The organism is Chloroflexota bacterium (assembly GCA_020850535.1).
Lineage (GTDB): Bacteria > Chloroflexota > UBA6077 > UBA6077 > JACCZL01 > JADZEM01.
The window spans coordinates 22,001-48,122 of sequence record JADZEM010000186.1 but is presented as its reverse complement, the minus strand read 5'-3'; the positions used below and the strand labels follow the sequence as shown (position 1 = coordinate 48,122).

At 70.8% G+C, this 26,122-nt stretch carries 19 protein-coding genes; 4 read left to right on the top strand and 15 right to left on the bottom strand.

What is annotated here, in order from left to right:
• Positions 1–36: 36 nt before the first annotated feature.
• Positions 37–1,095 (bottom strand): LLM class flavin-dependent oxidoreductase, encoded by a 1,059-nt coding sequence (locus IT306_26240; protein MCC7371943.1) that lies wholly within the window; start codon positions 1,093–1,095, stop codon positions 37–39.
• Between the two features lie 165 nt (positions 1,096–1,260).
• Here IT306_26240 and IT306_26235 point away from each other — a divergent pair, with 165 nt between their 5' ends.
• The gene (locus IT306_26235; protein MCC7371942.1) at positions 1,261–1,659 is read left to right on the top strand and encodes a sulfurtransferase; all 399 of its coding nucleotides are present in this window, start codon (positions 1,261–1,263) and stop codon (positions 1,657–1,659) included.
• A 58-nt stretch (positions 1,660–1,717) separates the two neighbouring features.
• Here IT306_26235 and IT306_26230 read toward each other — a convergent pair whose 3' ends face one another.
• Positions 1,718–2,470 (bottom strand): hypothetical protein, encoded by a 753-nt coding sequence (locus IT306_26230; GenBank protein MCC7371941.1) that lies wholly within the window; start codon positions 2,468–2,470, stop codon positions 1,718–1,720.
• A 158-nt stretch (positions 2,471–2,628) separates the two neighbouring features.
• Here IT306_26230 and IT306_26225 point away from each other — a divergent pair, with 158 nt between their 5' ends.
• Positions 2,629–3,855 carry an SGNH/GDSL hydrolase family protein gene (locus IT306_26225; protein ID MCC7371940.1) on the top strand — a complete coding sequence of 409 codons (1,227 nt, stop codon included), beginning with the start codon at positions 2,629–2,631 and terminating at the stop codon, positions 3,853–3,855.
• Here the strand turns inward: IT306_26225 and IT306_26220 are convergent.
• The 7 genes from IT306_26220 to IT306_26190 all read right to left on the bottom strand — a co-directional run bounded on the left by IT306_26220 (position 3,819) and on the right by IT306_26190 (position 15,791).
• The gene (locus IT306_26220; GenBank protein MCC7371939.1) at positions 3,819–5,309 is read right to left on the bottom strand and encodes a DUF2029 domain-containing protein; all 1,491 of its coding nucleotides are present in this window, start codon (positions 5,307–5,309) and stop codon (positions 3,819–3,821) included. The genes IT306_26225 and IT306_26220 overlap by 37 nt on opposite strands.
• Positions 5,310–5,397: 88 nt before the next feature.
• Positions 5,398–7,026 (bottom strand): glycosyltransferase family 39 protein, encoded by a 1,629-nt coding sequence (locus tag IT306_26215; protein MCC7371938.1) that lies wholly within the window; start codon positions 7,024–7,026, stop codon positions 5,398–5,400.
• Positions 7,023–9,761 carry a hypothetical protein gene (locus IT306_26210; protein ID MCC7371937.1) on the bottom strand — a complete coding sequence of 913 codons (2,739 nt, stop codon included), beginning with the start codon at positions 9,759–9,761 and terminating at the stop codon, positions 7,023–7,025. The genes IT306_26215 and IT306_26210 overlap by 4 nt, the downstream gene beginning before the upstream one ends.
• Positions 9,758–11,146, bottom strand: a complete 1,389-nt coding sequence (locus tag IT306_26205) for a DUF2029 domain-containing protein (GenBank protein ID MCC7371936.1) — start codon at positions 11,144–11,146, stop codon at positions 9,758–9,760. Before IT306_26205 ends, IT306_26210 begins: the two co-directional genes overlap by 4 nt.
• On the bottom strand, positions 11,059–12,348 hold the full coding sequence (locus tag IT306_26200) for a DUF2029 domain-containing protein (GenBank protein ID MCC7371935.1): 1,290 nt from the start codon (positions 12,346–12,348) through the stop codon (positions 11,059–11,061). The genes IT306_26205 and IT306_26200 overlap by 88 nt, the downstream gene beginning before the upstream one ends.
• 274 nt (positions 12,349–12,622) lie before the next feature.
• Positions 12,623–14,062: a glycosyltransferase family 39 protein gene (locus IT306_26195; protein ID MCC7371934.1), complete on the bottom strand. Its 1,440-nt coding sequence runs from the start codon at positions 14,060–14,062 to the stop codon at positions 12,623–12,625.
• A 1-nt stretch (position 14,063) separates the two neighbouring features.
• Positions 14,064–15,791, bottom strand: a complete 1,728-nt coding sequence (locus IT306_26190) for a glycosyltransferase family 39 protein (GenBank protein MCC7371933.1) — start codon at positions 15,789–15,791, stop codon at positions 14,064–14,066.
• A gap of 198 nt (positions 15,792–15,989) precedes the next feature.
• Between IT306_26190 and IT306_26185 the strand changes: the two genes are divergently transcribed.
• Positions 15,990–17,534: a glycosyltransferase family 39 protein gene (locus IT306_26185; protein MCC7371932.1), complete on the top strand. Its 1,545-nt coding sequence runs from the start codon at positions 15,990–15,992 to the stop codon at positions 17,532–17,534.
• A 740-nt stretch (positions 17,535–18,274) separates the two neighbouring features.
• Here IT306_26185 and IT306_26180 read toward each other — a convergent pair.
• The 6 genes from IT306_26180 to IT306_26155 all read right to left on the bottom strand — a co-directional run bounded on the left by IT306_26180 (position 18,275) and on the right by IT306_26155 (position 24,581).
• Entirely contained in the window at positions 18,275–21,574 is a 3,300-nt protein-coding gene (locus IT306_26180) for an FtsX-like permease family protein (GenBank protein ID MCC7371931.1), read from the bottom strand.
• A gap of 7 nt (positions 21,575–21,581) precedes the next feature.
• A complete protein-coding gene (locus IT306_26175; GenBank protein MCC7371930.1) occupies positions 21,582–22,400 on the bottom strand; it encodes an ABC transporter ATP-binding protein in 819 nt (272 codons plus the stop codon).
• The gene (locus IT306_26170; protein MCC7371929.1) at positions 22,397–23,086 is read right to left on the bottom strand and encodes an SGNH/GDSL hydrolase family protein; all 690 of its coding nucleotides are present in this window, start codon (positions 23,084–23,086) and stop codon (positions 22,397–22,399) included. The genes IT306_26175 and IT306_26170 overlap by 4 nt, the downstream gene beginning before the upstream one ends.
• A 15-nt stretch (positions 23,087–23,101) precedes the next feature.
• Entirely contained in the window at positions 23,102–23,299 is a 198-nt protein-coding gene (locus tag IT306_26165) for a hypothetical protein (protein MCC7371928.1), read from the bottom strand.
• Between the two features lie 4 nt (positions 23,300–23,303).
• Positions 23,304–23,954, bottom strand: a complete 651-nt coding sequence (locus IT306_26160; GenBank protein MCC7371927.1) for an MBL fold metallo-hydrolase — start codon at positions 23,952–23,954, stop codon at positions 23,304–23,306.
• A gap of 153 nt (positions 23,955–24,107) precedes the next feature.
• Entirely contained in the window at positions 24,108–24,581 is a 474-nt protein-coding gene (locus tag IT306_26155) for an SH3 domain-containing protein (GenBank protein MCC7371926.1), read from the bottom strand.
• 247 nt (positions 24,582–24,828) lie between these two features.
• Here IT306_26155 and IT306_26150 point away from each other — a divergent pair, with 247 nt between their 5' ends.
• Entirely contained in the window at positions 24,829–26,118 is a 1,290-nt protein-coding gene (locus tag IT306_26150) for an ABC transporter substrate-binding protein (protein MCC7371925.1), read from the top strand.
• The last annotated feature ends 4 nt before the right edge of the window (positions 26,119–26,122 follow it).

The window sequence follows — 26,122 nt, the reverse complement described above, 5'->3', positions numbered from 1 at the left end:
GGCGGGAATGGTAGCGGGCAGACGTGCCAGCCTGAGTCAGGCGGGCACCCGGCTCAGGGCTGGCATCACTTCGGTACACAGGAGCTGCAGCGAGCGCATCACGTTCGGGTGCGGGATATTCCGGCCACAGTTCAACTCGGCCAGCACCCCGGCGATGCCCAGCTCATCGCGCAGCTGCCCGAGCCGCGCGACCACCTGTTCAGGCGTGCCGATGACGACCTTCTCCCGCTGGACCTCCTCGTAGGTGATCTCCAGCAGGGCTTCGCCGCGCGTCCGGCGGATCTCGGCGTCGCCCACGCCCGGCTCGCGCGACGACTCGATCAACTGATCGCCCATCGCGCGGTAGAAGTCCATGATGCTGCGGTGCGGCTCGTCCTGGGCCTGGGCCGCCGTCTCCGCGATGTAGATCGGGATACGCAGGAACACGCCGCCCTCACCAGGGTGGCCGGCCTCGCGCCACGCTGCTCGATACGCCTGGATGTCGGGGATCAGGTCTGTGAGGTTGCCTTGCCGCACGGCTCCGAAGCACGGGTAGCCCTGCCGCCCCAGCACGGGAAACGTCTCAGGGGTCGTAGCGGCCACGCGGATCGGTGGGTGGGGCTGCTGGTACGGTTTCGGCATCACGGCGACGTTGTCGTAGTCGTAGTATGCGCCGTGGAAGGTCAGGGACGGCTCGGTCCAGGCCTGCTTGATGACGGCCAGCGCCTCGGCGAACCGCTCGCGGCTCTCGGCGTAGGAGATGCCGTAGCCGTGATAGGTCCGCGCGAAGCCGCTCCGCCCGACCCCGAAGATCAGGCGGCCCCGGCTCAGCTGATCGACGCTCGCCCACTCCTCGGCCAGCCGCAGCGGGTTGCCGAGCGGCAGCACCTGGACTGCCGTGCCGATCTTCATGCGTTCGGTACGCCCGGCGATGGCCGCCGCGATGGCCAGCGGCGACGCCAGCACCGAGTTACTCACGAAGTGGTGTTCGGCCAGCCACATCACGTCGAGGCCCCAGCGCTCAGCGGCATCGACGATCTCGAAGCCGGAGGTGAACACGTCGGCCTCGCTCTCGCCGGGCAGCCGCGAGAACTCATGGAAGACGCCCAGCTCCATGCCTGACCCCCTTGTCGCCATGTTGCCCTGCAACGGTAGCCGATCCCGGCCCGGAGTGCGACCGTTCACCGCACACCGGCGCGCGAATTGCAGAGCCGCCCGCCGAGGATGGGCTACCATCCCGGACGTGGGAGAGGGCGAGGACCGCCCTCCGGGAGTGACACTGTGCCAAAGAGCTTCAAGGACATGGTGGCCGAGGGCCGTGACGGCACGCCGATGGTGAGCCCGCGGGAGACCCAGCGGCGCATGAAGGACGAGCCGAACACGCTGGTGGTGGATGTGCGGGATGCCCAGGATCTGGCGGGGACGGGCATCATCCCCGGCGCAGTCAACGTGTCGCTCGGGACGCTGCCGCTGCGGGCCGACCAGGAGCTGCCCGAGAGCTTCCGCAATCCTGACCTGCAGGACCGCGACCGCCCGATCATCACCACCTGCGGCGGCGGTGGGCAGGCCTCGCTGGCGGCCAAGGTGCTCAAGGACATGGGCTTCAGCAACGTGAGCATCCTTGAGGGCGGCACCAACGGCTGGAAGGCGGCCGGCCTGGAGACCGTTCAGCCGAAGTAGCCCGTCGTCGCGAAGCGAGCGGAGGCGTGGCCGGCGCTCACGTCCGGGTGGTCTCTGGCTACTGCCCGATGGTCAGCCAGACCCGGTCGTGGCCGCCCCACGCCTTCAGACTGTAGCCGAGGGTCGGCGGCGAGCCGTGCAGCCGCGTCCCGACGGCCAGCTCCACGCCATCCCGCAGCGCCGCCTGGCAGGCGCGCAGGTCGGCAGCGGCAGCCCGGAACTCCGGCGAGCCGTCCGGGCTGCCCTCGACCCGCGCCACCAATTCCGCGGGCTGCCCGGCCACGGAGACCAGCACGACCTGCAGGTACGGCCCGGTTACTCGGATGGCCTGCGTCTCGCCGGACGGGGCCGGCTCGGGATCGCCGTCCGAGACGCCGACGCGGCGGCCCCCCGCGAACTGCCACGCATGCGTGGGCGTCGGCGGGTTGACCGGCACGCTGCGCCCATCTGGCACGTCGAGCGCCACCTGGGCGGCGAGATGGACGTGCCAGACCGGCCGTGGGCTGCTGGACGGCGGACAGAGCACCAGGATCGTCCAGTCCTGCGGCGCGCGCTCGGCCGCTGTCCGCAGAATGGCCGAGCGAAGGGCGCTCGTCAGCTCCTGCTTGCTGGCCGGCGGCGCCGTCACGACCGGGCGGCGACGTGGGGTCGGTTGCTCGGGCGCGGCCTGTGGGGCGGTCGGTGGGGGTGTTCCGGCCAGCCCGGCCTTCTCCTGCATGCGCCGGCGCGCGAAGAGCGCCAGCACGAAGAGCGCCAGCAGCGGCAGCCCGGTCAGCAGCGCCCAGAACGATGGATCGGGGTTCTGTGGCACGGCTCTGGGCTCCTGGCTGAGCGCCGCGCGGAACGCGGGCGGAGGTGGCTGGCGCGCATGGTAGCATACCGCTCAGTCAGATCCGTCCGGCTGAGCGTGCTCGGGCGTCCCCGTCCGGCTGGAGCGATCCCCATTCGAGCCTCACGCCCCCGATCACGATGTCTGTGCTGACTGGCGCGCGCACCACCGCCTCACCTGCCGCCACTGGCGCCCGTCCCGCCGTTGGTTGGCGCGGCAAGCTGCTCCTGCTGGGGTTCGGTCTGCTGATCGGGCTGGCGGCCGTCGAGGTGGTCCTGCGGGTGCTCGGGCCGCGCCTGCCTGTCGTCAACAGCCTGACGAGTATCGCCACCTTCCAGACCTATCACCCGATCTACGGCTTCTTCCACCGTCCAGGTGCGAGCGGCTGGATCGAGACGCCCGAGTTCGTTTCGCACGTCGCCATCAACGCCTGGGGCCTCCGTGAACGTGAGATCGCACCGGCCAGACCAGCGGGAACGTTTCGGGTTCTGGTGCTGGGCGATTCGTTCGTCGAGGGGGCGCAGGTGCCCGTCGAGGACACGGTTACCCGCAAGCTGGAAACGCTGCTGATGAGTGCCGCCAACGGCCGGCCGGTCCAGGTCATCAATGCCGGCAACGCCGGCTTCGGCACGGCCCAGGAGCTGCTCTTCCTCGAAAACGACGGCAAGGCGTATCAGCCCGATCTGGTGGTGCTGGTCTACTTCGTGGACAACGACCTGCCCGACAACGGCTTCCGCGTGGCCCGCGAGCGCAAGCTCGACACGACGCGGCGACCGTTCTTCGTGCCGGACGGCAAGGGCGGGATCGTGCTGCGGCCGGGCCAGCCACCCGAGACGGATCGGCTCGAACTGGTGCGCCCGTTGCTGCGCCGGTCGGTCACCTACAACATGGTCGAGAACCTGACCCGCTGGCAGGAGAAGCACGACCAGGAGCAGGCCCAGATCGGCAAGAACCGACCGACCTACCTGGCCGATCCGCCAGATGAATGGGATGAGGCGTGGTGGGTCACCGAGCAACTGCTGGGACGCGTGCAGCAGTCAGCTCAGGGGATGGGGGCCGATCTGGTGGTGATGACCGCGCCGGCCTTCTATCAGCTTGACGGCGATGCCTGGCGCTGGCTGGTGGGCGGCGATACCCGCGAGCGCAACCGCTACGACCAGGATGCGCCGAATCGCCGGCTGGCCGAGATCGCGCAGCGCCAGGGATTGCGGCTGCTCGACATCCTGCCGGCGACCCGCGCCGCCTACGAGGAGGGCGCGCAGTTGTACTTCCCGGCCGACGGGCACTGGACGAGCGCCGGCCACGCATTTGCAGCCAGCCAGCTTGCAGACTACCTCGCGTCGGCCGGCTTGACGCCCCGTCCCTGATCGCGCACGCACCAGCCGAGCGCCACCAGCGACGCGCCGAACACGATCAGCAGCGCCGTCAGCAGCTGCCCGCCGACGCCTCGGAACGGCTCGACGTACTGGGCGCTGCCGAGCAGCAGCGTCGCCAGCCCCAACGCGATGATGGCGACGGTGGGGAGCACCCGGCGGCGCGCGTCGTAGGCTCCGGGCGGGGTCGTCGGGGCGTTTGGCGACGCGGAGGCGCCGGGCGCGTGCGGCAGGTCCAGCCAGGCCGGGCGGGTCCAGGCCGAGCCGTCGAGCGCCAGTCGCGCCAGGTAGACGGCCACGACCGCCACCGGCATGATCAGCACGACGTAGTAGTGTGGCCAGACAATCGGCGTGACCAGCAGCGTCAGCACCGTCAGCGCGGCGATCTCCAGGTCGCCGCGCGCGTCCTCGCGGGCCAAGGGCAGCGGATCCAGCCGCGACAACTGCTCGCGGACGGGCGAGCGCTCGCCTTCCCACGGACGCGCCTCGCGGACGCGGAAGCCGCCCCGGGCCACGGCCACGGCGGCCAGCATCAGCAGGCCGCCAACCGCGGCCCAGAGCAGCGTCGCGGCGTACGGCAGCGGGAACGGCGGGCGTGGACGCCACTCGCTTGGCCCGAAGACGCGGGTGAAGAAGCCACGCACCGAGGCGTTGTCCGGGTAGCCCGGCCAGACGTCCGCGTGCGACGGATAGTTGACTGTGGCCCACTGGACTGTGCCGGTGATGCCGGCCAGCCCCACGCCGAAGACGCTCAGGACTGCCAGGGTCACGGCGGCGGCCAGCAGCAGCTGCATGTCCCGCCGCCACGCGTAGTAGATGAAGAAGAGGCCCGGTATCGGCTTCAAGGCGAATGCCAGGGCCAGCAGGACGCCGGCCAGCCGCGAGCGGCCCTCGCGGCGCGCCGCCCAGCATCCGACCATGCCGGCCGCCACGGCGACGTTCAGTTGGCCTTCCTCGAAGCATTCGCGGACGGCCGGCAGGATGATCAGCGCGAACGCCAGCAACAGGCCGAACAGCAGCGGCCACGCAACGTTCAGGACGCGCAAGGTCAGCCAGCAGACGAGCCAGAGGCAGACCAGGCTGAACAGTCCCCAGGCCATGAATGCGCCGGTGTACCCGCCCGTCTTCGCGAACGGCGCGAGCCAGAGCAGCAGCGGCAACGAGGTCGGAGCGTGGAAGCTGTACAGCGCGCCCTTGTGTGGCGGCCCGCCGAACAGGGCCTGCGTCACGTCGTTGTACGGCTCGTACGGGTTACGGCCGTCCACGATCTTGACGACGGCAGCGTAGTCCTGCACGAAATCCCGGCCGCCGCTCAGCCCCTCGTTCCAGGCCCCGACCAGCTGGAAGACGCCCGTCAGCGACAGGAGGACCAGCCCCAGGGCGAGCAGCAGGCCAGATGTCGGGCTGGCCGTTCGGCGGTCGGCGGGCGAGGTGGCAGCGACGCTCATGTGTCCAAGATCCACGGGGAAGTGTGGCGCAGTCGCGCTGCGCCCGGCGGCAAGATCCAGTTGTCAGAAGGTGTTCGCAGGATGGTACTCAACGGCGCTCGATCTCGTACACCTGCTGCCACGGATGGCCGTCCGGCATCGGCGACGAGAAGAGTGGCTGGCGGTCGCGGAACAGGCTGCGCGCCTCGTCGGCCGGCAGCCAGACGAGGAACCGCCCCGGACGCTCCAGCAGCTCTCCAGTACGCCCGAAGTGATAGGCGCCGAGATCGCCCCGCGACCGAACGTTCGGCTGCCGGACGTGGAGCGCCGTCGGCTGGTAGGTGAACGGATCGACCTGGGCGAAGAACAGCACCAGTACATGCGGTGTCGGCAGCCGGTCGCTGACCAGGATACCGTCGTAGCCGGGCGCTCGCCGTTCCAGGAACGTCACGACCTCTCGACTGCCGGCCAGCCAGTCCTCGGCGGCGTAGCGCGGGTACTCCAGGAAGAGCGCCCGGGCGACCAGCAGGGCCGTGACCGCGTAGCCGAGCGCCAGGGCAGCGACGATAGCCGTTCGTTGGCGCGCCACCCTTGGCGTGAAGGCGAGCAGCTGCCATGCTCCCAGCCCCGCCAGCAACTGCCACGAGCCGACCCCGCCGAGCATCAGCGCGGACGAAGGGCTTTCGCGGTGCAGGGCCGCGCTGGCCGGGGCGGCCAGTATCCACCAGAGCAGGAGGAGCCGGCCGCGTGACGGGTGGCGCACGCAGGGGTACAGCCCCACCAACGCCAGCGGGACCATCACCCAGAGGACCGGGCCGAAGCCGGCCAGCCGGTGATGGTGGGTCGGCTCGGACCCCCAGACCAGGAAGCCCGGCCCGAAGTACGCGGCGAAGTTGCCCAGGGCATAGGGGATCAGCGCCAGTCCACGGTAGCGGTCGAGCGGCACGACCGTCTGGAGGCGGGCCTGCCCGGCCGGCGTCAGCCCGAACTGGATCAGTGGAACGGCGCAGGCGGCCAGGATCAGCGCGCCGGCCAGCGCCCACGGCCAGTGGCGGCGCAGGTCGCGCCACCAGAGCACGGCGAACCCGAGCACCAGCAGGGGGACCAGCAGGCGGGCGAAGGCGTAGCTGTACAGCCCGACCCCGAAAACCGCTCCAGCCAGTGCCAGGGCACGGCCATCCTGTCGACCGCGCAGCAGCAGCCACAGCCCGGCTGTCATGAAGCACGGCAGCAGCGCCCACTCCGCGCCGGTCCGGCTCGGCAGGATGTGCCAGGGCGAGACGGCAACCAGCGCCGCGCCGACCAGCGCCGGGGTCGGGCCGAGCAACTGGCGGCCGCACAACCAGACTGTGAGGACGGTCAGGATGCCCACCAGCGCGGCCGGCAGCCGAACGGCCGTCTCGGTCAGGCCGAGCGCGGCGATGCTCGGGATCGCCAGCAGCGTGTAGAGGGTCGGGGTGTAGTCGTCCAGGCCCTCGGCGAAGAGGGGCCAGCGGACGCCATACTGATCGGCCCCGGTCCTCAGCAGGGCGTAGGCGTCGTACCCGCGCGAGGCCTCGTCCAGGAACAGACCGTTCGGGACGCTGCCGAGCCACGGGAGACGAAAGAGCGCCGACAGCGCCAGGACGGCGGCCAGGATGATCCAGTGCGCGCGACCGCCTGGGTCCAGGAACGGTGTCTCGAGCGCAGAGTGACTCGAAGAGGCGTCCTGGCTCGCGGTTGGCGGCGACGCGCTCATCGCTCAACCGTCACCGTGGCGAGCGCGTACTCGTGGGTGCGCTCCTGCTCGCGCGGCGACCAGCCGCTCGCGCCCGGCTCCGAAGCCCCACCGCGAGCCAGATCCCGTCCGTAAACGTCGAGCGTCAGCGTGTACTGGCCGGGCGGCGTCAGATCATGGACCCGCAGGCGCAGCGGCTGCTCGATCGCATCGCCAGCCTGCCAGAAGGGCAGCGGCGCGAACCAGTCGCCCGGCCGGCGCAGGTCGGAGCGGGAGCGTGGGAAGCGCCCGCCCTCGACCGGCTTGAGAAGCGTCGAGACGGCGAACTCGCGGTCCGTGTGCGGTGCGGCCGTCGCGGACCAGCGCAGCAGGACATCCAGGACATCGCCCGTCCGCACGACGGTGCGCCAGTCGGCCGGGGCCGCGACGAGCGTGCCGTCGGGCGTCACTTCGACCGTCGGGAGCGGGGATCGAGCCTCGGGCGACAGCGGGCGCACTGGAATCTCCAGCGTCCCGAGGTCGATGGGCGCGAGACCGGCTGGCCGCTCGAAGACGAGCCGCACGGCGGCGCGGCCGGCCGGGAAGCTGGCTGGCAGGCGCACGGCCACGTCCGTCCTGGTCAGCTGTCCCCGCTCCCAGAGGCGGCTGATCGGCTCGTAGACCCAGGGGGCGAGGTGGCTCGTGCCGTCCCCCGCGACGATCTCGACAACCGCCCGGTAGCCGGTCGGCGGCGACCGGCGGACCAGCCAGACCTGCCGCGTCAGGATGACCCCGTCGTTTGCCATGCGCGCGGTGTCCTGGTGGGTCTCGACCAGCGCCAGGGTGTCGTCCACGATCTGCCATGAGGCTGACGGCGCAGCAGAGGCCGGGGTGACCTTATGACCGCCGACGCCGGCGACGAGCATGCCGCCCACCAGCAGGGCTGCAGTCGTGATGGCCGCGCGGCTCATCCACCGCCGGGGACGTTGCAGCCGCCGGCCCATGCCCAGCAGCCCGAGCAGCACCAGCGCCGCCACGGCGCTGACCGCCAGTCCCTGCTGACGGGCGGCCGTAGCCGTGCCACTCCACGTCAGCTCGACCCGGTGCGATCCCGGCGTGACGGTCACCCCCAGCAGCCCGAGCTGCCCCACGGCCAGCGCGCGGCTGCTGGAACCATCGACGGCTGCGGTCCAACCGTCGAACGCGAACTGGCTGAAGACCAGCCGTTCGGTCGCCTGGCTCGTGGAGGTGACCTCCGCGACGATCCCGTTGGCCCGCCACTCGACGCGCTCGACGGTCAGCGCGAGCGGCTCCGGGACCGTTCGTCCGCCGCCAGCCTCCAGCATTGTCTTCCGCAGGCGGTTGGCGTTCCGCTGGCCGCTGGAGACGGGCAGGTACTCGCCGCTGTGGGTGCTGCCCAGGCCGTACTCGGCCAGGTCGCCCCGCACGATGCTCTCGGTCGTGAGATGCCGCTCGTCCACCAGCAGGCGCTCGGGATCGAGGCGGATGGTGGCGGTCAGGATCGAGAGCAGCACCACGACGATCCCTACCGCCGTGCTCACCACGGGCCGCTGGCGCAGGCTCTCGACCAGCAGGCCGGCCAGCAGCGCGGACCCCAGCCCGACCACGGCCAGGAGTCGCCAGGGGAACTGCACGAACTTCAGCAGCGGGATGCTCTGGTAGAGCCAGAAGAAGAGCGACGTTTGCAGCAGCAGGCCGCCGCCGACCAGCAGGCCGGCCCAGACGCCGGCCTGCGTGGTGATCGTCGCAGACGCGCGCGTTCGTGCCCCGACGCCGACGGCCAGCAGGCCCGCGAGGCTGATCGCCGTCTGCACCAGCCCCATCTGCGGCCAGAAGATCGGGTAGTCGAGCGCCATGCTCACGGGCTGCGTGTAGTCGTAGGCCGGGTCCAGGCGAAACGGCAGCCAGCCGGTCAGGAAGAAGCTGGCGAACAGCTTCGGCTCCAGCGTCTGGTCGATCTGGACAAGCTGTCGCTCGGCCAGGGCCGGCAGCCAGAACCACGCCGCCAGCGCGAGTCCCAGCCCGAGACTCGTGGTTCCGTGCACGAGCGCCATACGACGTGCTGATCCCGGCCAGACCAGCGTCAGGGCCAGCAGCGCCGCCAGGGCTGGCAGGTAGAGCAGGGCCGTCACGTTGTGGGTGACGACCAGCCCGGCCAGCGCGAGCGCGCCGGCGACCGTCCAGCGCCAGTCGCCCGAGCGCATGGCGCGCACCACTCCCAGGGCTGCCAGGGGCAGCCAGACGAACGCCCAGCTTTCGGCCAGCACGCCCCGCACGTAGAGATCGACCAGCTGGTAGGGCAGCGCGGCGTAGACCAGGGCCGCCGTACCAGCGGCGGCCACGCCGGCCAGCGACCGCGCCAGGGCGTACATGGCCAGGGCTGACAGCACCAGCGCCAGGCCGCTCGTCAGCTCGAAGCTGGCGACGAAGCCAGCCCCGAGCAGCCGAAAGAGCAGGGCCGGCAGGTAGCTGAGCGGCGCGTAGTAGAGCAGGAGCGGTTGTCCGTAGCCGTAGGCGAGATCGGGGAGCCAGCGCGTGAACGGCGCGCCCTCGCGCGCGGCGGCGTCCAGCGCGATCAGCCGCTGCACGTGCAGGAAGCCGTCGTGGGTCAGCACCATGCCCGGGGCGGCCAGCGGCCAGAGCAGCGGTATGCAACCCGCGAGCACCAGCAGGACGGCCCCGCCCTCGGTGAACGCCGCCCGGCTCCGGCTGGCCTGGGCGCGCGGTGGCGGCGCGGCCGTCGCGCGCTCGCTCATGGGTGCGCCGGCGTCGCTGGGCGAGCGTCTTCCGCCGGGGCAGGCCGTTGCCGCCACAGGCAGGCCAGCCCGACGGCGTAGACCACCAGCAGCCCCGGCAGTTGCAGCGTACCGTAGGCGCGCGGCGCAAGCGACAGGCGTTCGAGCCACGCGTGGAGGTCACGCGGTACCCACAGCAGCACGAGCGCCGCCGCCAGCAGCCCGAGCCAGACCCAGGCCCGCCGCCGCCAGAGGTCGGCCACGAAGACGGCGACCGGGGCGAGCAGGACAGCGTAGTAGTGCGGCCAGATGATCGGCGTCACCAGCAGCATGGTCGCGCCGAGGGCCGCGAACTCGCGGTTCAGGCGTTCGGCGTCCGGCCGCCGCCAGCCGATCCGCCAGAACAACAGCCCGACGGCGACCGCCCAGCTTCCCAGGGTCAGGGCGCGGCTCAGGCCGGGGATTGGGTAGGGCGGACGGGGACGCCAGTCGCTCGGGCCGAAGAGGCGGGTGAACAGACCCTGCGGCGAGGCGTTGTCCTGGTAGCCCGGCCAGAGGGCCGCGTGGAGCGGATAGGCGGTGGTGACGTAGTCGAGCGTGCCCTGGACACCGGAGAGTGCCGCCCCGACGACAGCGAAGACCGCCCCCGTCGCCAGCGCGCTGAAGAAGAGCCGCCATTCGCGCCGCCAGAGCACCCACAGCACGAAGAGGCCGGCCAGCGGCTTGAGCGCCACCGCCAGCGCCAGCGCCACCCCGGCCAGCCCTGGCCGCCCGACGCGCAAGGCGTACCAGCAGCCGACGATGCCCGCCGCGACCGGGACGTTCAGTTGGCCTTCGACAAAGCTCTCGCGGACCGGCCAGAGCGCGACCAGCGCCAGCGTCACCACGATCCCCAGCGGCAGGCTGAGTCTGTGGCCCAGCGCCCGCGCCGTCAGCTCGACAATGCCCCAGAGGCAGACAAGCTGGAACGCGGCCCAGGCCCAGAACGCCACCGGATAGGGCAGCGGCGCCAGCGGCAGGAAGAAGGGGATGGTCGTCGGGGGGTGGAAGCTGTAGGCCGGCTCCTTGTCCGGCGGACGCACCCCGAACAGCTCGCCCAGGCGGTCGTTCTGGGGGCGGAACGGGTTCTGGCCGGCCAGGGCATCCTCGGCCGCGATGTAGTCCTGCGCAAAGTCGTGCCAGACCCAGGGGCTGGTGCTGAGGGCGGTGTAGAGGTTCCAGACACCAACGAGCGCCAGCACGGCCAGCATGGCGACGACGGCCTGTCGCGTCACGTGGGAAGGCGAGCCGACGTCCCCAACCTCGGCGCGGTCGGCGATCACGACAGCGCCCGCGCCGTCTGGCGTGTCGTTGACGCTTCGGGCGACGCCGCGGGGAGCGTCGCTGGCTGCCGTGCCACGCGCCACGCCAGCAGCCCGAACAGCCCGAGCACCGCCAGCGCCTTGTAGGAGAGGATCAGCCGGCTTACCTCCGTTGGGTAGAGCCGCTGCAGCGCGAGGTTGGCGGCGTCGGCGCGGCTCCGCAGCCAGAGGTTCCGGTCGATCTCGGCACCGTACAGCATCGTCGGGTTGGGAAGCAGCAGAACGGCGTACAGCGTCGCCAGCACGGCCCACCCGGGCCAGTCGTGGGGTCGATGCCGCGCCTGCTCGACGGCCAGCACCGTGAGCGGGACCAGCAAGATCGCCTGATAGTGGGTCCAGGCCGCCGGAATGACTAGGATCGAGAGCGGCACGAAGAGTGAAAGCTGCAGCGCGCGGCTCAGCGGCTCCTCGGCCGGACTGCGAGCGACCAGCCAGACGGTCAGCCCGCCGAGCACCACGGCCAGCCCACGAATCGCCAGATCGACGACGGGGGTGTCCTTGAGCGGGAAAGGCTTCAGATCACTCGTCGCGAGGCGTGCCAGGACGCCGCCGAGCGACTGGTTGTCGGCGTAGGCGGTGGTCGCGCCGCTGGCGGGCAGCACTCGCAGAAAGAACGCCTGGACCTCGTCCAGCCCGACGATGGCCGAGCCGAGCGCCAGCAGCCCGACGAACGCGAGGCCCGTCACGACGAGCGCCGTCCACTGCCGCCGCGCGAGGAACCAGCCGGCCAGCAGCAGCGGGTACGGCTTGATGGAGCCGGCCAGGGCCAGCGCCACCGAAGCCAGCAGGTATCGGCTCCGCATCACCCCGATGGTCGCCAGGACAATCACCAGCAGGAACGCGGGATCCCACTGCCCCTCGCCCACGGCGATCTGGAGCGGCCCGAACTGGAGCCAGAGCGCCAGGCCCGCCAGCCACGACCAGCCGAGCGTGCCCACGTCGAACGCCCGCAGCAGCAGTCCGTAGGCGAGCAGGATGGAAGCGACCAGTACCAGCCGCCACATCAGCCGCGCCTGCTGGATCGTGCCGAAGCTGACTGGCACGAGGTAGACGGCGGCCGGCGGCGCGAGCTTGAAGACCTCGCCGAACGGGTTCTCGTCCAGGGCGATCAGGTCGTAGAGAGGGATCTCGGGATGCCGCACGGCGTAGCCTGCCGAGAAGAACGACTTGAAGTCGGCAGCGTGCTCGTAGAAGCTCTGCCACATGAACAGACCCGCCAGCAGGACGACGCACAGCACGTGCAACACAGGACGCACCCGACGAGCTGCGCTCATTTCAGCATGCATCTGCCGCGATTCCTCTGCCTTGCCTGAAGGCAGCCACTCCGTCGTGCCGAGCGACGTGAGCCTGCGTGTGCCTCTCGTCATCCCGAGCGACGTGAGCCTGCGAACGCAGTCGAGGGATCTTCCCTGAATGGCTTGACACCGGGTCTGAGGAAGTTCCCTCCGCTCCGCTCGTCCCTCGCTTCGGTCGAGATGACACATCGATCATGAGCGTGCCGGGCGACGCCTGTTCACGTGGCTAGCGACCCTGCAAGATAGCTTGTGGGTCGATCAGCAGCGACTCAGGGACCGGCCTTCCCGTCGCCTGCAGTGCCGCGCTCAGGATGGCCCCGGTCCCCAGTCCGATCAGTAACGCCCCGAAGTACGCCGTCGGGACATAGTAGCGCGGCCAGTCGAGGCTCAGGTTCGCGCCGATGCCGAGCAGATAGGCCGCCAGCCACCAGAGCAGCGCCGTCTCCGGCCCGGGGCGCGCGCCCGCCCGCCAGACGCTCAGAGCGCGCGCCAGCAGCGCCGCCAGCCCAGCCGCTGCGAGGATCAGCTCCAGGCTGACGCCGAACGGCGCTGGCAGCTCCGTGAACGTCCGCCGCAACACGGACGGGCTGCCCGGCGGCAGGCCCATGTCGAACGCGGGCGTCGAGTTTTCGACGAAGGTGCGCTGCACCATCAGCAACAGCCGCGCGGGCAGGCTCAGATCGACCGGATTTCCGAACTGCACCCCCTGCTCGACCATGATCGACTGCTGCTGTTCGAGCATCGACCAGGTGCGGCCGGCCGGGTCGGGCCAGAGGAACGGGTTGACGACGACCCAGACCGCCGTCGCCAACAGCCCCGTCGCCAGCGACCAGCCGATCATTCTGAACGCCTCGGCGCGGTCCGCCCGCAGCCGCGCAAGGCCAGCAATGCCGCCGTAGGCGCACACGCCGAGGATCGCGACGGCGGCCGTCAGCTTCGTCGCGAGGGCTATCCCCATCATCGGACCGACGCACCAGCCCGACAGCCCGAGCGTGCCCATCCGCTGGTAGTGGCTGGCGAACCGCAACAGCGCGATCAGTCCGACGACGGAGAACAGCGCGAGCAGCGCCTCCGTCCGCGCCTGCACGAAGTACGCCTGCAGCAGCGGGCTGAAGGTGGCGAACAGGGCCGCCACCGCCCCGCAGACCGTCCCGCCGACCATCCGGCCCGCCACGAACAGCAACAGGATGCTCAACGCGCCGAGGACCGCCATCGTGCGGCGGACCGGCAGCAGGATGTTCGGACCCGGGATCCGCCCGTCGCGGAGATTCGCCTCGTAATCCCGCTCCCAGTTGTAGGTGCGGTTCACCCTCGCCGGGTCGGTTCCCGATGCCCAGACGATCCCGCCGATGATGTAGCGTCCGAACGGCGGCTGGTCGCGGTTGACCCAGCTTGGCCGCCAGACGCTGCTGGTGAGGTCGGCGTCCAGGAAGACGTAGCGGAAGTACCGCCCGTTGTTGATCCACTCGCTCTCGTCGCCGTGGAACGGGACCGTGTCCACCGCACGCAGCAACACGACGATGGCTGTCGCGAGGATGGTGGCCCCGACGACGAGGTCTACGACCCAGGCCCGGCGACTGTGCAAGGGTACGGCCTCGCGGCCAGCCGGCAGCCCAGTCGGCGACTTGCTGACGACGGCGCTCGTGGCCGCCGGGCGCGCGGTCATCTCAGGGACGCCCGGTCGTGGTGGCAGGGCCGGCTGGCAGCAGGTACAGCCCGTAGCGGTCGGCCGGGCGGGGCGGACGGGCTGCCCGACCGTCCAGCCCGGTCATCCCGAACTGCTCGATGAGGTCGCCCAGCTTCGCCGTCTCCTTGCTGTCCACACCGGACGCCAGCACGACCACCGTCGGGCGGCCCAGCCGCTGGTACTCGCCCAGCACGCCGGCGTCGACGTAGGCCGTCTCGAACGGCGCGTCCTCGAATTCGAGGATGTACTTCATCACGCGGATGGTGGACGCTTCGTCCTTGAGCGGGTCGGCGCGCTCGGTGCGGCGGTTGTTCATGTTCTCGTCGAGCAGGACCGTCTGCCCGGCCCCCAGCACCGAGCGGACCTGATCCATCGCGCGGACGAGGCTGGCATTGGTCGGCTCGGAACGGGAGGCGCGCTCGTAGTAGCGGGCGAGGAACAGGAGCGGGACGCCCGCCATCACGACGACGGCCAGCCCCAGCCCGGCCGCGACGCCCATGCGCGCGGCCGGAGCGGCCAGCTTCGCGGCAGCCATCCGCCAGAGATCGACGACCAGCACCCCGACGGCGGCGTAGATCATCGGCAACAGCGGCAACACGTACCGGCCGTCGTACTCCACGTCGTAGTGGGCGACGTTGAAGACCGGCAGCAGCAGGGCGAACGACGCCCCCAGCCAGAGCGGCAGTCGGTAACGGTGACGCACGGCCGCCCAGGCCACGGCCGCCACCGAGAGCAGCGACATCGACGCGAGGTACGGGTCGGTCAGGTAGGCCACGGTGCTGTCGCGCTCGTCCACAGCCCCGCCGAGCGTGCCGTGCAGCAGCAGCCAGTAGTCTTCCTCGCGCTGGAGGTAGTTGGTGACCGTCAGCTTGGCTTGGTCGGCCTTCTTCGGATCGACATAATCCGGCCGCTCGCTGGCCGTGTACATGGCGTGTCGGATCGACTGGCCGCCGGTGATGATGTTGAAGGCGATCATCGGGCTGAAGGCGACCAGGAACGCGGCCAGCGCCAGCCAGGGCCAGCGGGTGCGGAGCATGCTCCAGTTGCGCCAGAAGATGAAGCCGGCCGCGCCGGGCAGGAACGCCACGATAGTGGGGTGGGTGTGCATGCTCATCCCGAGCATCAGGCCGGCCCAGACCAGCGTGCCGTTGGTGCGGCGGACGTTCCAGCGGTGGAGCAGCCAGAACGCCAGCGTCGTGAACAGCGGCGTGATGCTGCCCGAGAAGGCGACGTGCCCGACCGGCGCGATGTGGATGCCGTTGGTGGTCATGAAGGCGGCGGCGATCAGCCCGACGGCCGGGCCAGCTGTCGGGCCGCCCAGCTCACGCCCCAGCCAGTAGGTTGCGCCGACCGTCGCGACACCAAAGTAGGTGACGATGGTCCGCGCCGCGTAGATTGTCGGGCCGACGACGAACATCCCGGCCGCGACGGCGTAGTTGAAGAATGCGCCGATGTAGGCTTCGACGTCCGTGAACGGGAAGTGTTGGCCGCGATAGATCCGCAGCGACCACGCGGCGTTGAGGGTGTCGTCGCGGAAGCGCGGGGCCGTCTGCAAGTAGGGCAGGCGCGCGGCCAACGCGGCCACCATCAGTGCGACCGTGGCGAGCATGTCGAGCAGCAGCCCGGATCGCGTCCAGGTCTGGGCACGACCGTGCGCGGTCGTCGAGGGTGCGGGCGCGGCGGTTGCCGCCTTACCGGTAGCCAGCATGATCCATGCGGGTAGGGTCTGCTCGTGCGAGAATAGGTGGTCTGGCGCGGCGCGCGCAGGCCGGCTCGCGGGCGCATGCTACCAGATTTTGTCGCCTTCTCGCCCGCCGATGCGTGGCGCTCCGTCGCATCGGTGCGCTGGTCGGTTGGGGCCGATCGCGGGGCAGCCACGCCCCGCGATGCTGGATAATCCTCCTCCGTGAGCCAGACACTCGAACGGCCAGCGGTGGATCGTGTCCGCGACCATCCGACGTCGCCCGCATCTGCCGCGCGGCTGGCCAGGGCGACTGGCCCCGGCCGGCGGCTGGCGGCGTGGTGGCGCGCGCATCCCGATCTCGCGCCGCTGCTCCTGATCCTGGCTGTCGGGCTGGTCTTCCGGCTGGCCCTGCTCTATCGCATCCCGCCGCTGTTCATGCCGGGCGACAGCCAGAGCTTCCTGATGCCCGGCTATGATCTCGCGCGCGGCCTCCCCTTCGACCCGATCCTCAAGCGACCGCTCGGCTATCCGCTGCTGGTGGCGGCGGCGATCTCCTCTCTGGGCGAGGACTTGCGTGGGCTGGTCTTTGTCCAGGCGATGCTCGGGCTGGTGACGCTGACTGCGACCTACTGGATTGGGCGGCTGGTGTTCGGGCGGCTGGCGGGCAGTCTGGCGGCGCTGAGCGTTGCCATCGGCGGGCAACTGCTGGTCTACGAGCACTACATCCTGGCCGAGAGCGTCTTCGCAATGTGGACGGCGCTGGCCGTCCTGGCGATCATCCTGGCCGCTCGTGCTGAGCGGCGGGCCTGGCAGTGGGCGCTGGTCGGTGGATTGGCAATCGGGCTCGCCAGCCTGTTCCGCCCGATAGCCGAGGTGCTCGTGCCGCTCGCGCCGCTCTACCTCCTGGCGCTGCTCCGTCCGTGGCGGCGGGCGCTGGCGCTGTCAGCCCTGGTGGTGGTCGGCTTCGTCCTGGCGATGGGGCCGGCGATGCTGGCCGACCTGCTGCTGCGGGGCGGCGTCAGCTCGGGGGCGCTCGGGGAGCATCTGCTCTGGCGCATCATCCGCTCGGACTCGGGCTACATCAGCCGCGCCGACATCCCGCGGGGCGAGCCAGACTCGCCGCAGGCTGCCGCCCGGCGCTACGTCTTGCGGCGCGCGGTAGACCGTCAACTGCCACAGGAGATCTTCACCGGGTTGCGCCGCGACCTCGGCCTGAGCGCTGGCGAGGCCGACGCGATCATGCGGGCCATCGCGCTGGAGGCGATCCTTCGTCAGCCCGTGAAGTACGTGACCAGTACGCTGCGCTTCTCCGTCGAGCTGTTCCTCGGCGAGGATCAGCGGCTGGGCGAGGTCTCGAAGCGGGCGGGCGAGGCGCAGTACATCAACCCGCAGGCGCGCCAGCGGACGTGGTTCGAGGACCGCATCCTGCATCTCGGCGAGCCGCCGTCGCCGGCCGTCGAGAACGAGTTCGACAACGCCGAGCGGCTGATCGAGCTGTACCAGCCGGGCCGGATCATCTGGCTGATCGCCATTGGGTTCGTGGTCGGCGGTGTCCTGACGGTCATCAGTACGCGCTATCGAATCGGGCTGCTGCTGACGCTGGCGATCCCGCCGATGCTGGTGGCGAACGCGGCGCTGGCCGGCCCGGAGGCCCGCTTCCGCTACCCGGTCGATCCGCTGATCGCCGTGCTGGCGTTCGGCGGGCTGGTCTGGCTCGGACAGTCGGCGTGGCGGCTCGCCCGCCGGCAACGCGAGTCTAGCGCATAGTGCGCCGCGACGGAGGCCCTCCACACCCTACCATGGGGCCCCCTTATCCCCACACCCTCGGACCCCCTCTCCCTGTGCGGAGGAGAAGGGCAGCCCGCGCAGATGTCGGAGCCGTCTAGAGACGACGCAGGGCCAATGGAGAACAGGTCCGATTCGCAATTCGTCTCCCCCTCTCCCGCGCACAGGGAGAGGGGGCCGGGGGGTGAGGGGCGCTCAGGCCTACTTCGCCTCAATCACCGATGTCTGTCCGTGCGGACCGCTTTGCGCTACGGATGCGCTTCCAGGCTGGCTCTGCGGCGATCTCGTCCGAACCACGCACGTCAGCAGCCCAGGCTCGGAGCCGCTGCTCCCACTCCGGCTGCTCCTGGAAGAGCGTCCGCAAGGCGAAGTCCCACGCGCCGGGCAGGGTCCGAAGGAGGGTCCGAAGGGAACTGTGTCCAGGACGCGCGTGAAATGCTTGGCGATCTCGACGGGGTGGCCGTGTCGCCCCTGCACCAGCGATTCGAGGAAGGGCACCAACCGCTCGCGATAGTGTGCCCCCAGGTACTTGTTGCCGATGTTGCTTCCAGTCCGGGAGAAGCGCCGTGGTAGTGTTCTGCTTTCTTCAGTGCCGGTGCAGTTCGTTGCGGCCGGTCATCGGGAGGCACGGGGCAGTAGCCGTCCGAGCCAGGAAGGTCCGTCATGTCGAAATGCACGCTCGTCTCGACGGTGCTACTCACGCGCGAGAGTTTAGCACACGGTCAGTCGTAGCGGAGGGCCTGGGCGGGCTGGACGCGGCCGGCCCGCCAGGCCGGCCACGCCGTCGTGGCGAGCGCCGCGACATACGCGAACAGCGCGATCCCGCCGATCTGCCCCCACGGCACCGTGAAAACGATCTCCGGGAACTCGCGGGCGATGAACGCGATCAGCCGCTCGGCCAGCCCCAGCCCCAGCCCGATGCCAACCGCGATCCCCAACAGCGCCACGACCGTCGCTTCCAGCACGAACGTCGCCTGGACGGCTCGCGCCGTGAAGCCGAGCGCCCGCAGCATCCCGATCTCGCGCCGACGCTCCACCACCGCCCGCATGCTGATGACGCCCAGCCCGGCGATCCCCGCCAGCAGGCCCACGCCGATGAACGCCTGCAGCATGTCGTTCAACAGCATGCGAAGGCCCAGGATGCGCCGCACGTCCTCGCCGATCTCCGAGGCGCGCAGGTTGTGCTGGGCCAGCGCCACGTTCAGCGCCAGCGTGCGCTCGGCAGGCACGGCTCCGGGGGCCGTCCGCAAATAGGTAGCCGTCCGATTCGCGGCCGGCAGCTCGGCGGCGGCCAGCGTCGCGGGTGACGTGAACAGACCACTGCCGAACGTCGTGCGCGGATCGAGGATGCCGATGACCGTCAGCCTGATGGCCTTGCCGCCGCGCGTGTCGCGGACCCAGACCGTCGTCGGCGGGAACTGGGCGTCCTCGCGGTACGCGCCCGCGAGGCGGAACGTCGGGATCGGGGCCGGCTCGACCTCGCGTGACCTGGCCGCCGCACCCGCCACAATGGCCGTGCCCGGCTGAGTCCGCAACGCCTCCCAGACGGCCGCGTCCGACGCGTAGCCGGCCGCCCGGCCGCTGAAGCCGGCCCGGATCGTCTGCGTGAACTGGTCGTCCAGCGCGTTCAGCCCGACGCTCCGCCAGACCGTCGTCTCGCTGCCCGGTTGGATCGCTTCGGCCGGCCGGCCCGTCAGCACGCCCACCGCCGCGTAGTCCTCGGCGCGCAGCGTCGGCGTGGACCCGAACAGCGATTGGAGGGCTGGCGCGCCGCCGGCCGTCTCGTCCACGCGGATGTCGTAGCCGCCGGCCATGATCTCCGGATCGCTGTAGGCGCGGTGGGTGCCGGTCAGCAGCACGGCAGCCACCACCATGCTGAAGATCACCAGCCCGAACATCGCTACCGTCATGCCCGTGCGGAAGCGGTTCTGAACCGGGAAGGCCAGGGCCAGCCGTACGACCAGTGCGCCGCCGCGCATCCCGTCGCCGATCTGCCGCGCCAGCCCCGAGGCTATCTCCAGGTTGTGAGCCAGGATCAGCACTGCGCCGAGCACCAGCGTCAGCCCCGCCACGAAGAAGAGATCGACCGAGCGCGGCAGCGGCCGGACGTTGCCCACCAGCCCCAGCAGATCGGTCGGCAGCAGCCAGTACGCCAGCAGGAACGCGCCCGCCACGGAGTAGCGCAGCCGGTCGGCGGTGTGCGGCTCCAGGCTGAGACGCAACAGGAGGGGGCGGGCCAGGGCTGCCACGCCGAGGGTGATCAGCACCACCCCCGCGCCGCTCGGCAGCGCGAAGCGAGTGCCGGCGCTCAGGACGCTCAGGAGGACGCCGAGCACCAGGATGCCGACCCCCACCACCAGCGGCCGAACGCTGTTCGGTGGACGCGGCGGCTCGGGCAGGTTGCGGATGGCCGACACGATGCTCAGACGGCCGGCCCGCCAGGCGCTGATCGCCACGCTGACCATCGTGACAACCGCGCCCAGGCAGTAGGCGAGCCAGAGGCTGACCGGCTCGACGCGCGGGGTCAGGGTGATGCCGAAGCCGGCCAGGACGCTGGCGCTCATCGAGATCAGGCCGATGGCGACGGCGATCCCGACCACCACGCCCACGGCGGCAGCCACCAGGTCGTAGAGCAGCCCCTCGTAGAGGAGGGTGGCGGCCACCCGGCCCTGCCGCGCCCCCAGTGCTCGCATCACGCCAAGCTCGGTGCGGCGCTCGGCGGCCAGCATCACGAAGATCAGCACGACCAGCATCGTGCCGGTGGCGATGGAGAACAGACCGAGCACCACGAAGACCGTCGTCAGCGCCGCGCCCCAGCGGTCGGCCAACTCCTGGCTGAGCCGCTTCACTTCGAGGACGCGTAGCGTCGAGAGCGTCGCCAGCGTGCTGGTACCAGCCCGCCCCTGCTGCGCCGCCAGCCGCCCGCTCAGCGCGAACAGCCGCCGTTCAAGCTCCGGATCGGAGATGATCGCCGCGAAGCGGGGCGACGGCTCGCTGGCCTCAAGCTCGGTCAGCAGTGCCTGCACCTGGGCCTGCGTCTTCTCGTCGAGGGCCGGCAGGGCGGCGGTCAGCTCGGCCCGCGCGATCTCCGAGCGCAACAGCCCGTGGATGCGCCGCGCGGCCTCCGGATCGACCAGCAGCGGGCGGACCCTGGCCGCGACCTCCTGGCTCAGCAGCACCGAGGTGGTGGAGTTGCCGCGATTCGCGATCAGCACCTGGTTGATCTGGCCCGGGGCCTCGGTGAGCCGCTGGAGGTCGTCCAGGGGCATGACGATGGTCGCCTGGACGCCCGTCAGGTCGCCGCTCCGGGCGATGGCCGCGACGGTCAACTCCAGCGAGTGCTCGCCAAGCTGCGCCTGCAGTCGGTGGCCCGGCTCGGCCCCCAGTGCGAGGGCGGCGTCGGCGTTCAACACCACCGCCCCGGCGTCGAGGCCGGCGAAGTCGAGCGGCCCGCCACGCGTGTCGGTCAGCGTGCCGAAGACGGGCGGGTAGCTTCGCGGCAGGGCGTACAGACGCACCTGGGCCTGGACCTCGCCGGTGCTGCCGTTCACCGCCAGCACCTGCTCGACGGTCGACGCCGTCACGCCGGCGATGCGGTCGTCGTCGGCCAGGGCCGCGGCCAGCCGGTCGGCCTCGGCCTGCTCGAACGGCTGAAGCGTCCCGGTCAGGAAGGTGCCGTTGGCGACGGACTGGACGTTGTCAAAGCCGATGCGGCGGGCGTCCCGGCGTGGCCTGACGACGATCTCGTCTGCCCGGCCCACCGTGCCTGCCACCAGCGAGCGCAGCGTGTGGCTGATGGTGTCGCCGGTGTTGAGCGCGGTCGTGATGATGACCGTGGAGAGCGCCAGCCCCAGCGCGATCAGCGCCGACTGCGCCCGCCGTCGCGGCACGTTGCGGAGCGCGAGCCGGAGCAGGAGCCGGTCGCGCAGACCAACGGCCAGCAGGGCCGCGAGGCCGCCCACGAAGAGCACGCTGACCGCCACGACGATGGTGGACATCGGGACGCCGAGGATCGACTGCACGTCTGGCTCAGCGCTCGGAGGTGAGCGACGGCGTGGGACGGCTCGCAGGATGGGTCGGGATGGTGGCCGGCGCGTCGGGAGCAGCGCCGTTCGGGCCGTGGTCTCGCGTTGGCCGCCGCCGCTCCTCCTCGACGATCTGTCCGTCTCGCATCCGCAGCACCCGGTGCGCCCGCTCGGCCACGCGCGGATCGTGGGTGACCAGGACGAAGGTCTGGTGGTTCTCGTGGTTGAGCCGCTCGATCAGGTCGAGGATCTCGGTGGCCGACTCCGAGTCCAGGTTGCCGGTCGGCTCGTCGGCCCAGACGACGGCCGGATCGTTGACCAGCGCCCGCGCGATGGCGACACGCTGTTGCTGGCCGCCCGACAGCTCATTCGGGCGGTGGCGGGCGCGATGCTCCAGCCCGACAGCCTCCAGGGCGCGCAGCGCCCGGGCGCGCGCCGCCTTGCCGCGCTGGCCGGCCAGCAAGAGCGGCAGCTCGACGTTCTCGGCGGCGTCGAGGACCGGCAGGAGGTTGTACGCCTGGAACACGAACCCGGTCCGCCGCGCCCGAAGGTCGGCCTTCTGGGCGTCCTTCATCCCCTTGAGCGGCGTCCCGTCGATCCAGACCTCGCCCTCGTCGAAGTCGTCAAGGCCGGAGATGCACTGCAGGAGGGTCGTCTTGCCGCAGCCGCTCGGCCCCATGATCGCGACGATCTCGCCGGCCTCCACGGCCACGTCAAGGCCGCGCAACGCCTCGACGGGGACCGCGCCCGTTCGATACCACTTGCGAAGCCCGCGCGCCTCGACAATCGGCGAGACGGAGGATGGTTCCGGCGTTCGGGTCATCCGGCTCGGCCCGTCGCCAGTCCGAGCGGCTCGACGGCCGAGGCGTAGAACAGGTCGGCCAGCCGCTGGTACCCCGTCGTGCTCGGGTGGAAGCCGTCCGAGCTGATGTACTCGGGGTGCTGCGCGACCTCAGCGTACGCCTGCCGCAGATCGACCAGGACCGCGCCATGCCGCCGGCTCAGTTCGGCGATGGCGTTGTTCCAGCGGTCCACATCCTTCAGGTCGAAGCGCGCGGCGACCGGCAAGACGCTCAAGTCCGGCACGTTCCCGACCAGGATGGTGGCGCGGGTCTGGGATCGGAGGGTCTGGAGCAGCAGATCCAGGTCCGAGGCGTAGCGGGGCAACGGCACCCGTGCGCCGTAGTCGTTGACGGCCAGCCAGACGGTGACGAGGTCGGGATCGCTGTCGAGGGCCACCGGCAGTTGCTGGTCGACGGCCTGCCGGATCAGGGAGCCGCTGACACCCAGGTTGACGAGCCGACTGCCGGCCGGCAGCCTGCGCTGCAGGACGGCCGGCCAGCTCTCCTGATCCGGCGAGCCGGCGCCCACCCCGACCGAGTCCGATGCGCCGATGGCTACATAGGTCAGCGGGCGTGCCGCCGACGTTGGCGTGACCGCCCCTCGGCAGGCGGCCCCGGCCAGCAGCACCCACGGAAGCGTCAGCAGGAGCCGTCTGCGTGAAGTCATGGATGTGGCGCCGTTCTAGCTGTCGTCCTGGGGGCGGCGAGGATCGTTCCCGAGCACCCACTGCATGCAGCGATCTCGAAAAGCGTGAAAGTACGGGTCGTCGACGCGGGCCAGCGCCAGGGCCTTCTCTTCGGCGGCCGTCACGACCATGCGCGGCTCGCCGATGACCAGATTCGCCACGAAGCAGGCCAGCCGAACGGCGATCTCCCGCATGCCGTTACCGCTTCGGCTCCGGCGCGGCCAGCACGATGAGCCGCGTCTCTTCCGGCAACGAGGATCTGGTGACCACCAGGCGGGCCTGCGGCACGATCTCGGTGACGGCCATCTCGGCGCAGAACCGGTCGACCGCGTCGAGCTGAAGGGCGGGCGTACCGTAATACATCGGGATGACGATGCGCGGCTCCAACTGGCTCACGACCTCGGCCGCGGCCGCCGCGTCCAGCACGTCCCCGCCGCCGACTGGCACCAGGAGCACGTCGGCGTCCTTGAGCGACTCGATCTGGCTGCTGCTCAACGTGTGCGCCAGCGCGCCCAGGTGGCACACTGACAGGTCGTCGAGGTGGATCATGTACGCGGTGTTCTTGCCGCGCTCCTTGCCCTTCTGCTTGTCACGGTAGGTGACCACGCCTTCGATCAGCGAGCCGGCGACCTCGTACTCGCCGGGGCCATCGACCTGCCGCAGCTTGTCGCCAGCTGCCGAGACGGCGGCAGTGTTTGCGTGCTGCGATGTGTGGTTCGAGATGGTGAGGACGTCAGCCGTCAGCTTCAGCGCGGGGTAGCCGGTCGAGCGGTCGTACGGGTCGGTGACGATGGACGCCTCGCGGCCGCGCAGGCGGAAACAGGCGTGTCCGTGCCAGACAATGTCCAAGGTGGCTCCAGGCTCGCGCCCAGGGGCGGATTGACGGCTGAACTCGATCCCGAATCGTCAGGCGTCCCGCAATCTGGCGCCGCTTTCCTGAAGTGTACCGGCGCGCTGTGTGAACGGGCCAAAGATTGGTCCGCTCATACGCCGACCGTCTCGCTACTGCGTCTTGACCACGAACTTCGCCGCCACGAAGCCGCTCGCCCCTGATGCGTCGCGCACGTTGCGCCAGACGACCCCGTCTGCCGTCTGGTCCGCCCCCACGATCTCCAACAGCGAGCCTTCGGGCACCGACTTGAGCCGCTGGGACCGCTCGCCGGCGTTCGCCCGGAGGTTCAGGTTGCTGCCGCCGGTGTTGGCGACCTTGACCTTTTCCGGCACGGGTGCTGGCTCGGGGGCGGCGACCGCCGGCGCAGGGATCGGGGTCGGGGCGACCTGCACCACCGGCAGCGGCGCGACGGCGGCCGGCAACGGCCGATCGACGCGCCTGGGAGCGGCCAGCCAGGCGATCGAGACGACGACGAGCACGGCCAGGAACAGCCCGACGAAGGCCGAAGGCCAGTGGACCGGCGGCAATGGCGTCGCATCAACCGGTCGGAAGCTCGACGTAACTCGTGAAAACGCGATACTCATGGCGTGGCGCGGTCCTTGGCGGGGTGTCAGCAGCGAATCTGTCCACTGCGCGGCGGCCGGTGGTCGCCTGGGCGACCTCGCGGCACGAAGGCCAGACTACGGCATCGGTCGGAGCGTCGCAAGCGGCGCGCGGTCACGACCGGCTCACAGCGTCAGGGTTACGACAACCGCGGACGGGGGCAGGCACCGGGCGGCAGCTCAGGCGGCCTGACCGTCGTCGCGAACGCCGTGGTAGCATCCGCTCGCCATGTCTGCGACCCCCCGAATGAACCGCCTGAGCCGCCGCCGCGTCCTGTCCGGGCTGCTGCTGGCGTCGGCCAGTCTCGGGCTGGCTGGCTGCACGCTCTCGATGCCGGAGACGCCGACGCCGTCTGTCGCGCCGGCCGCGCCGGCCGTGGCGACTGGCGAATTGCAGGTCGGCGTGATCCTGAGTCTGAGCGGACGGTTCTCCCGCGAGGGCGCGCTGATGCGGGCCGGCTACGAGGTCTGGCAGGACGCCGTCGAGCAGGCCGGCGGCCTGAAGGTCAGCGATGGCCGGCGGGCGCTGCGCCTGCACCTGCTGGACGACGAGAGCGAGCCGCTGACGGCCGGTCGCCAGACCGAGCGGCTGGTGCAAGGCCAGGGCGTGCGCCTCTTTCTGGGGCCGTTCTCGTCGGCCATCACGACCTCGGTTGCCACCGTGACCGACCGCGCCGGTGCAGTGCTGGTCGCTCCTGACGCGCCGGCTGCCGGACTGTATCGGCGGGGCCTGAAGGGCTTGTTCTCGATCCTGCCGACGGAAGACCGTCTGTTTCACGGACTGGCGGATATTGCCGCATCGGTTCAGCCGCGCGCCACGCCGGTCGGCATCATCATCGCCGACGAGCCGTCGAACGCCGCCGCGGCGGCCGGCTTCCGCGAGCGGGCGAACGCCCTCGATCTCGGGCCGGTCCGGCTGGAGCTGACGGCGCTCGGCTCGCGGGACATCATGCCGCCGCTCCTGCGGACTGCCGAGTCCACGCCGCGCTTCATCATCCTGGCGACGGAGTACGGCCAGACGACACGCTTCGCGCCATCGTTGCGGGCCTACCTGCCGTACACCTCGATGCGCGCGCTGGTCCCGATGCCCGAGCCAGTCGATCCGACGGGCCGGCGCGCCGTCCTCTTCGACGGCATCCTGACGGTCGAGAACTGGTGGCCGACGGTCTCCGCCAACGGGCCCGTGTTCGGGTCAGCCGCCGAGTACGCCGAGCGCTTCAAGCGCCTGCACGGCTACGCGGCAGACCCCCGCGGCGCGGCGGCGACAGCGGCTGGCCTCGCGCTGCAGCTGGCGGTCGAGCGGGTGGGCGGGGCTGACCCCGCCGCCGTCCGCGAGGCGCTTTCGGGCCTGGAGGTGCTGACGTTCTGGGGCCGCCTGGGCTGGGACACGGCGGGGCGCAACCGGGCGTCGGTGCCGCCGGTGTTGCAGCAGCAGGGCAATGAGCTGGTGGCCGTCTACCCGCCCGACGTGGCCGGGGCGCGCATCCGCTATCCGCTGGCCGGGTGGCCGCGCGGGTAGCCAG

Coding starts and splice junctions, on each gene's coding strand:
- IT306_26240 (MCC7371943.1), bottom strand. CDS start 1,095: ATGGAGCTGGGCGTCTTCCATGAGTTCTCGCGGCTGCCCGGCGAGAGC.
- IT306_26190 (MCC7371933.1), bottom strand. CDS start 15,791: ATGCTGGCTACCGGTAAGGCGGCAACCGCCGCGCCCGCACCCTCGACG.
- IT306_26210 (MCC7371937.1), bottom strand. CDS start 9,761: ATGAGCGAGCGCGCGACGGCCGCGCCGCCACCGCGCGCCCAGGCCAGC.
- IT306_26170 (MCC7371929.1), bottom strand. CDS start 23,086: ATGACTTCACGCAGACGGCTCCTGCTGACGCTTCCGTGGGTGCTGCTG.
- IT306_26165 (MCC7371928.1), bottom strand. CDS start 23,299: ATGCGGGAGATCGCCGTTCGGCTGGCCTGCTTCGTGGCGAATCTGGTC.
- IT306_26155 (MCC7371926.1), bottom strand. CDS start 24,581: ATGAGTATCGCGTTTTCACGAGTTACGTCGAGCTTCCGACCGGTTGAT.
- IT306_26195 (MCC7371934.1), bottom strand. CDS start 14,062: ATGACCGCGCGCCCGGCGGCCACGAGCGCCGTCGTCAGCAAGTCGCCG.
- IT306_26220 (MCC7371939.1), bottom strand. CDS start 5,309: ATGAGCGTCGCTGCCACCTCGCCCGCCGACCGCCGAACGGCCAGCCCG.
- IT306_26225 (MCC7371940.1), top strand. CDS start 2,629: ATGTCTGTGCTGACTGGCGCGCGCACCACCGCCTCACCTGCCGCCACT.
- IT306_26175 (MCC7371930.1), bottom strand. CDS start 22,400: ATGACCCGAACGCCGGAACCATCCTCCGTCTCGCCGATTGTCGAGGCG.
- IT306_26215 (MCC7371938.1), bottom strand. CDS start 7,026: ATGAGCGCGTCGCCGCCAACCGCGAGCCAGGACGCCTCTTCGAGTCAC.
- IT306_26150 (MCC7371925.1), top strand. CDS start 24,829: ATGTCTGCGACCCCCCGAATGAACCGCCTGAGCCGCCGCCGCGTCCTG.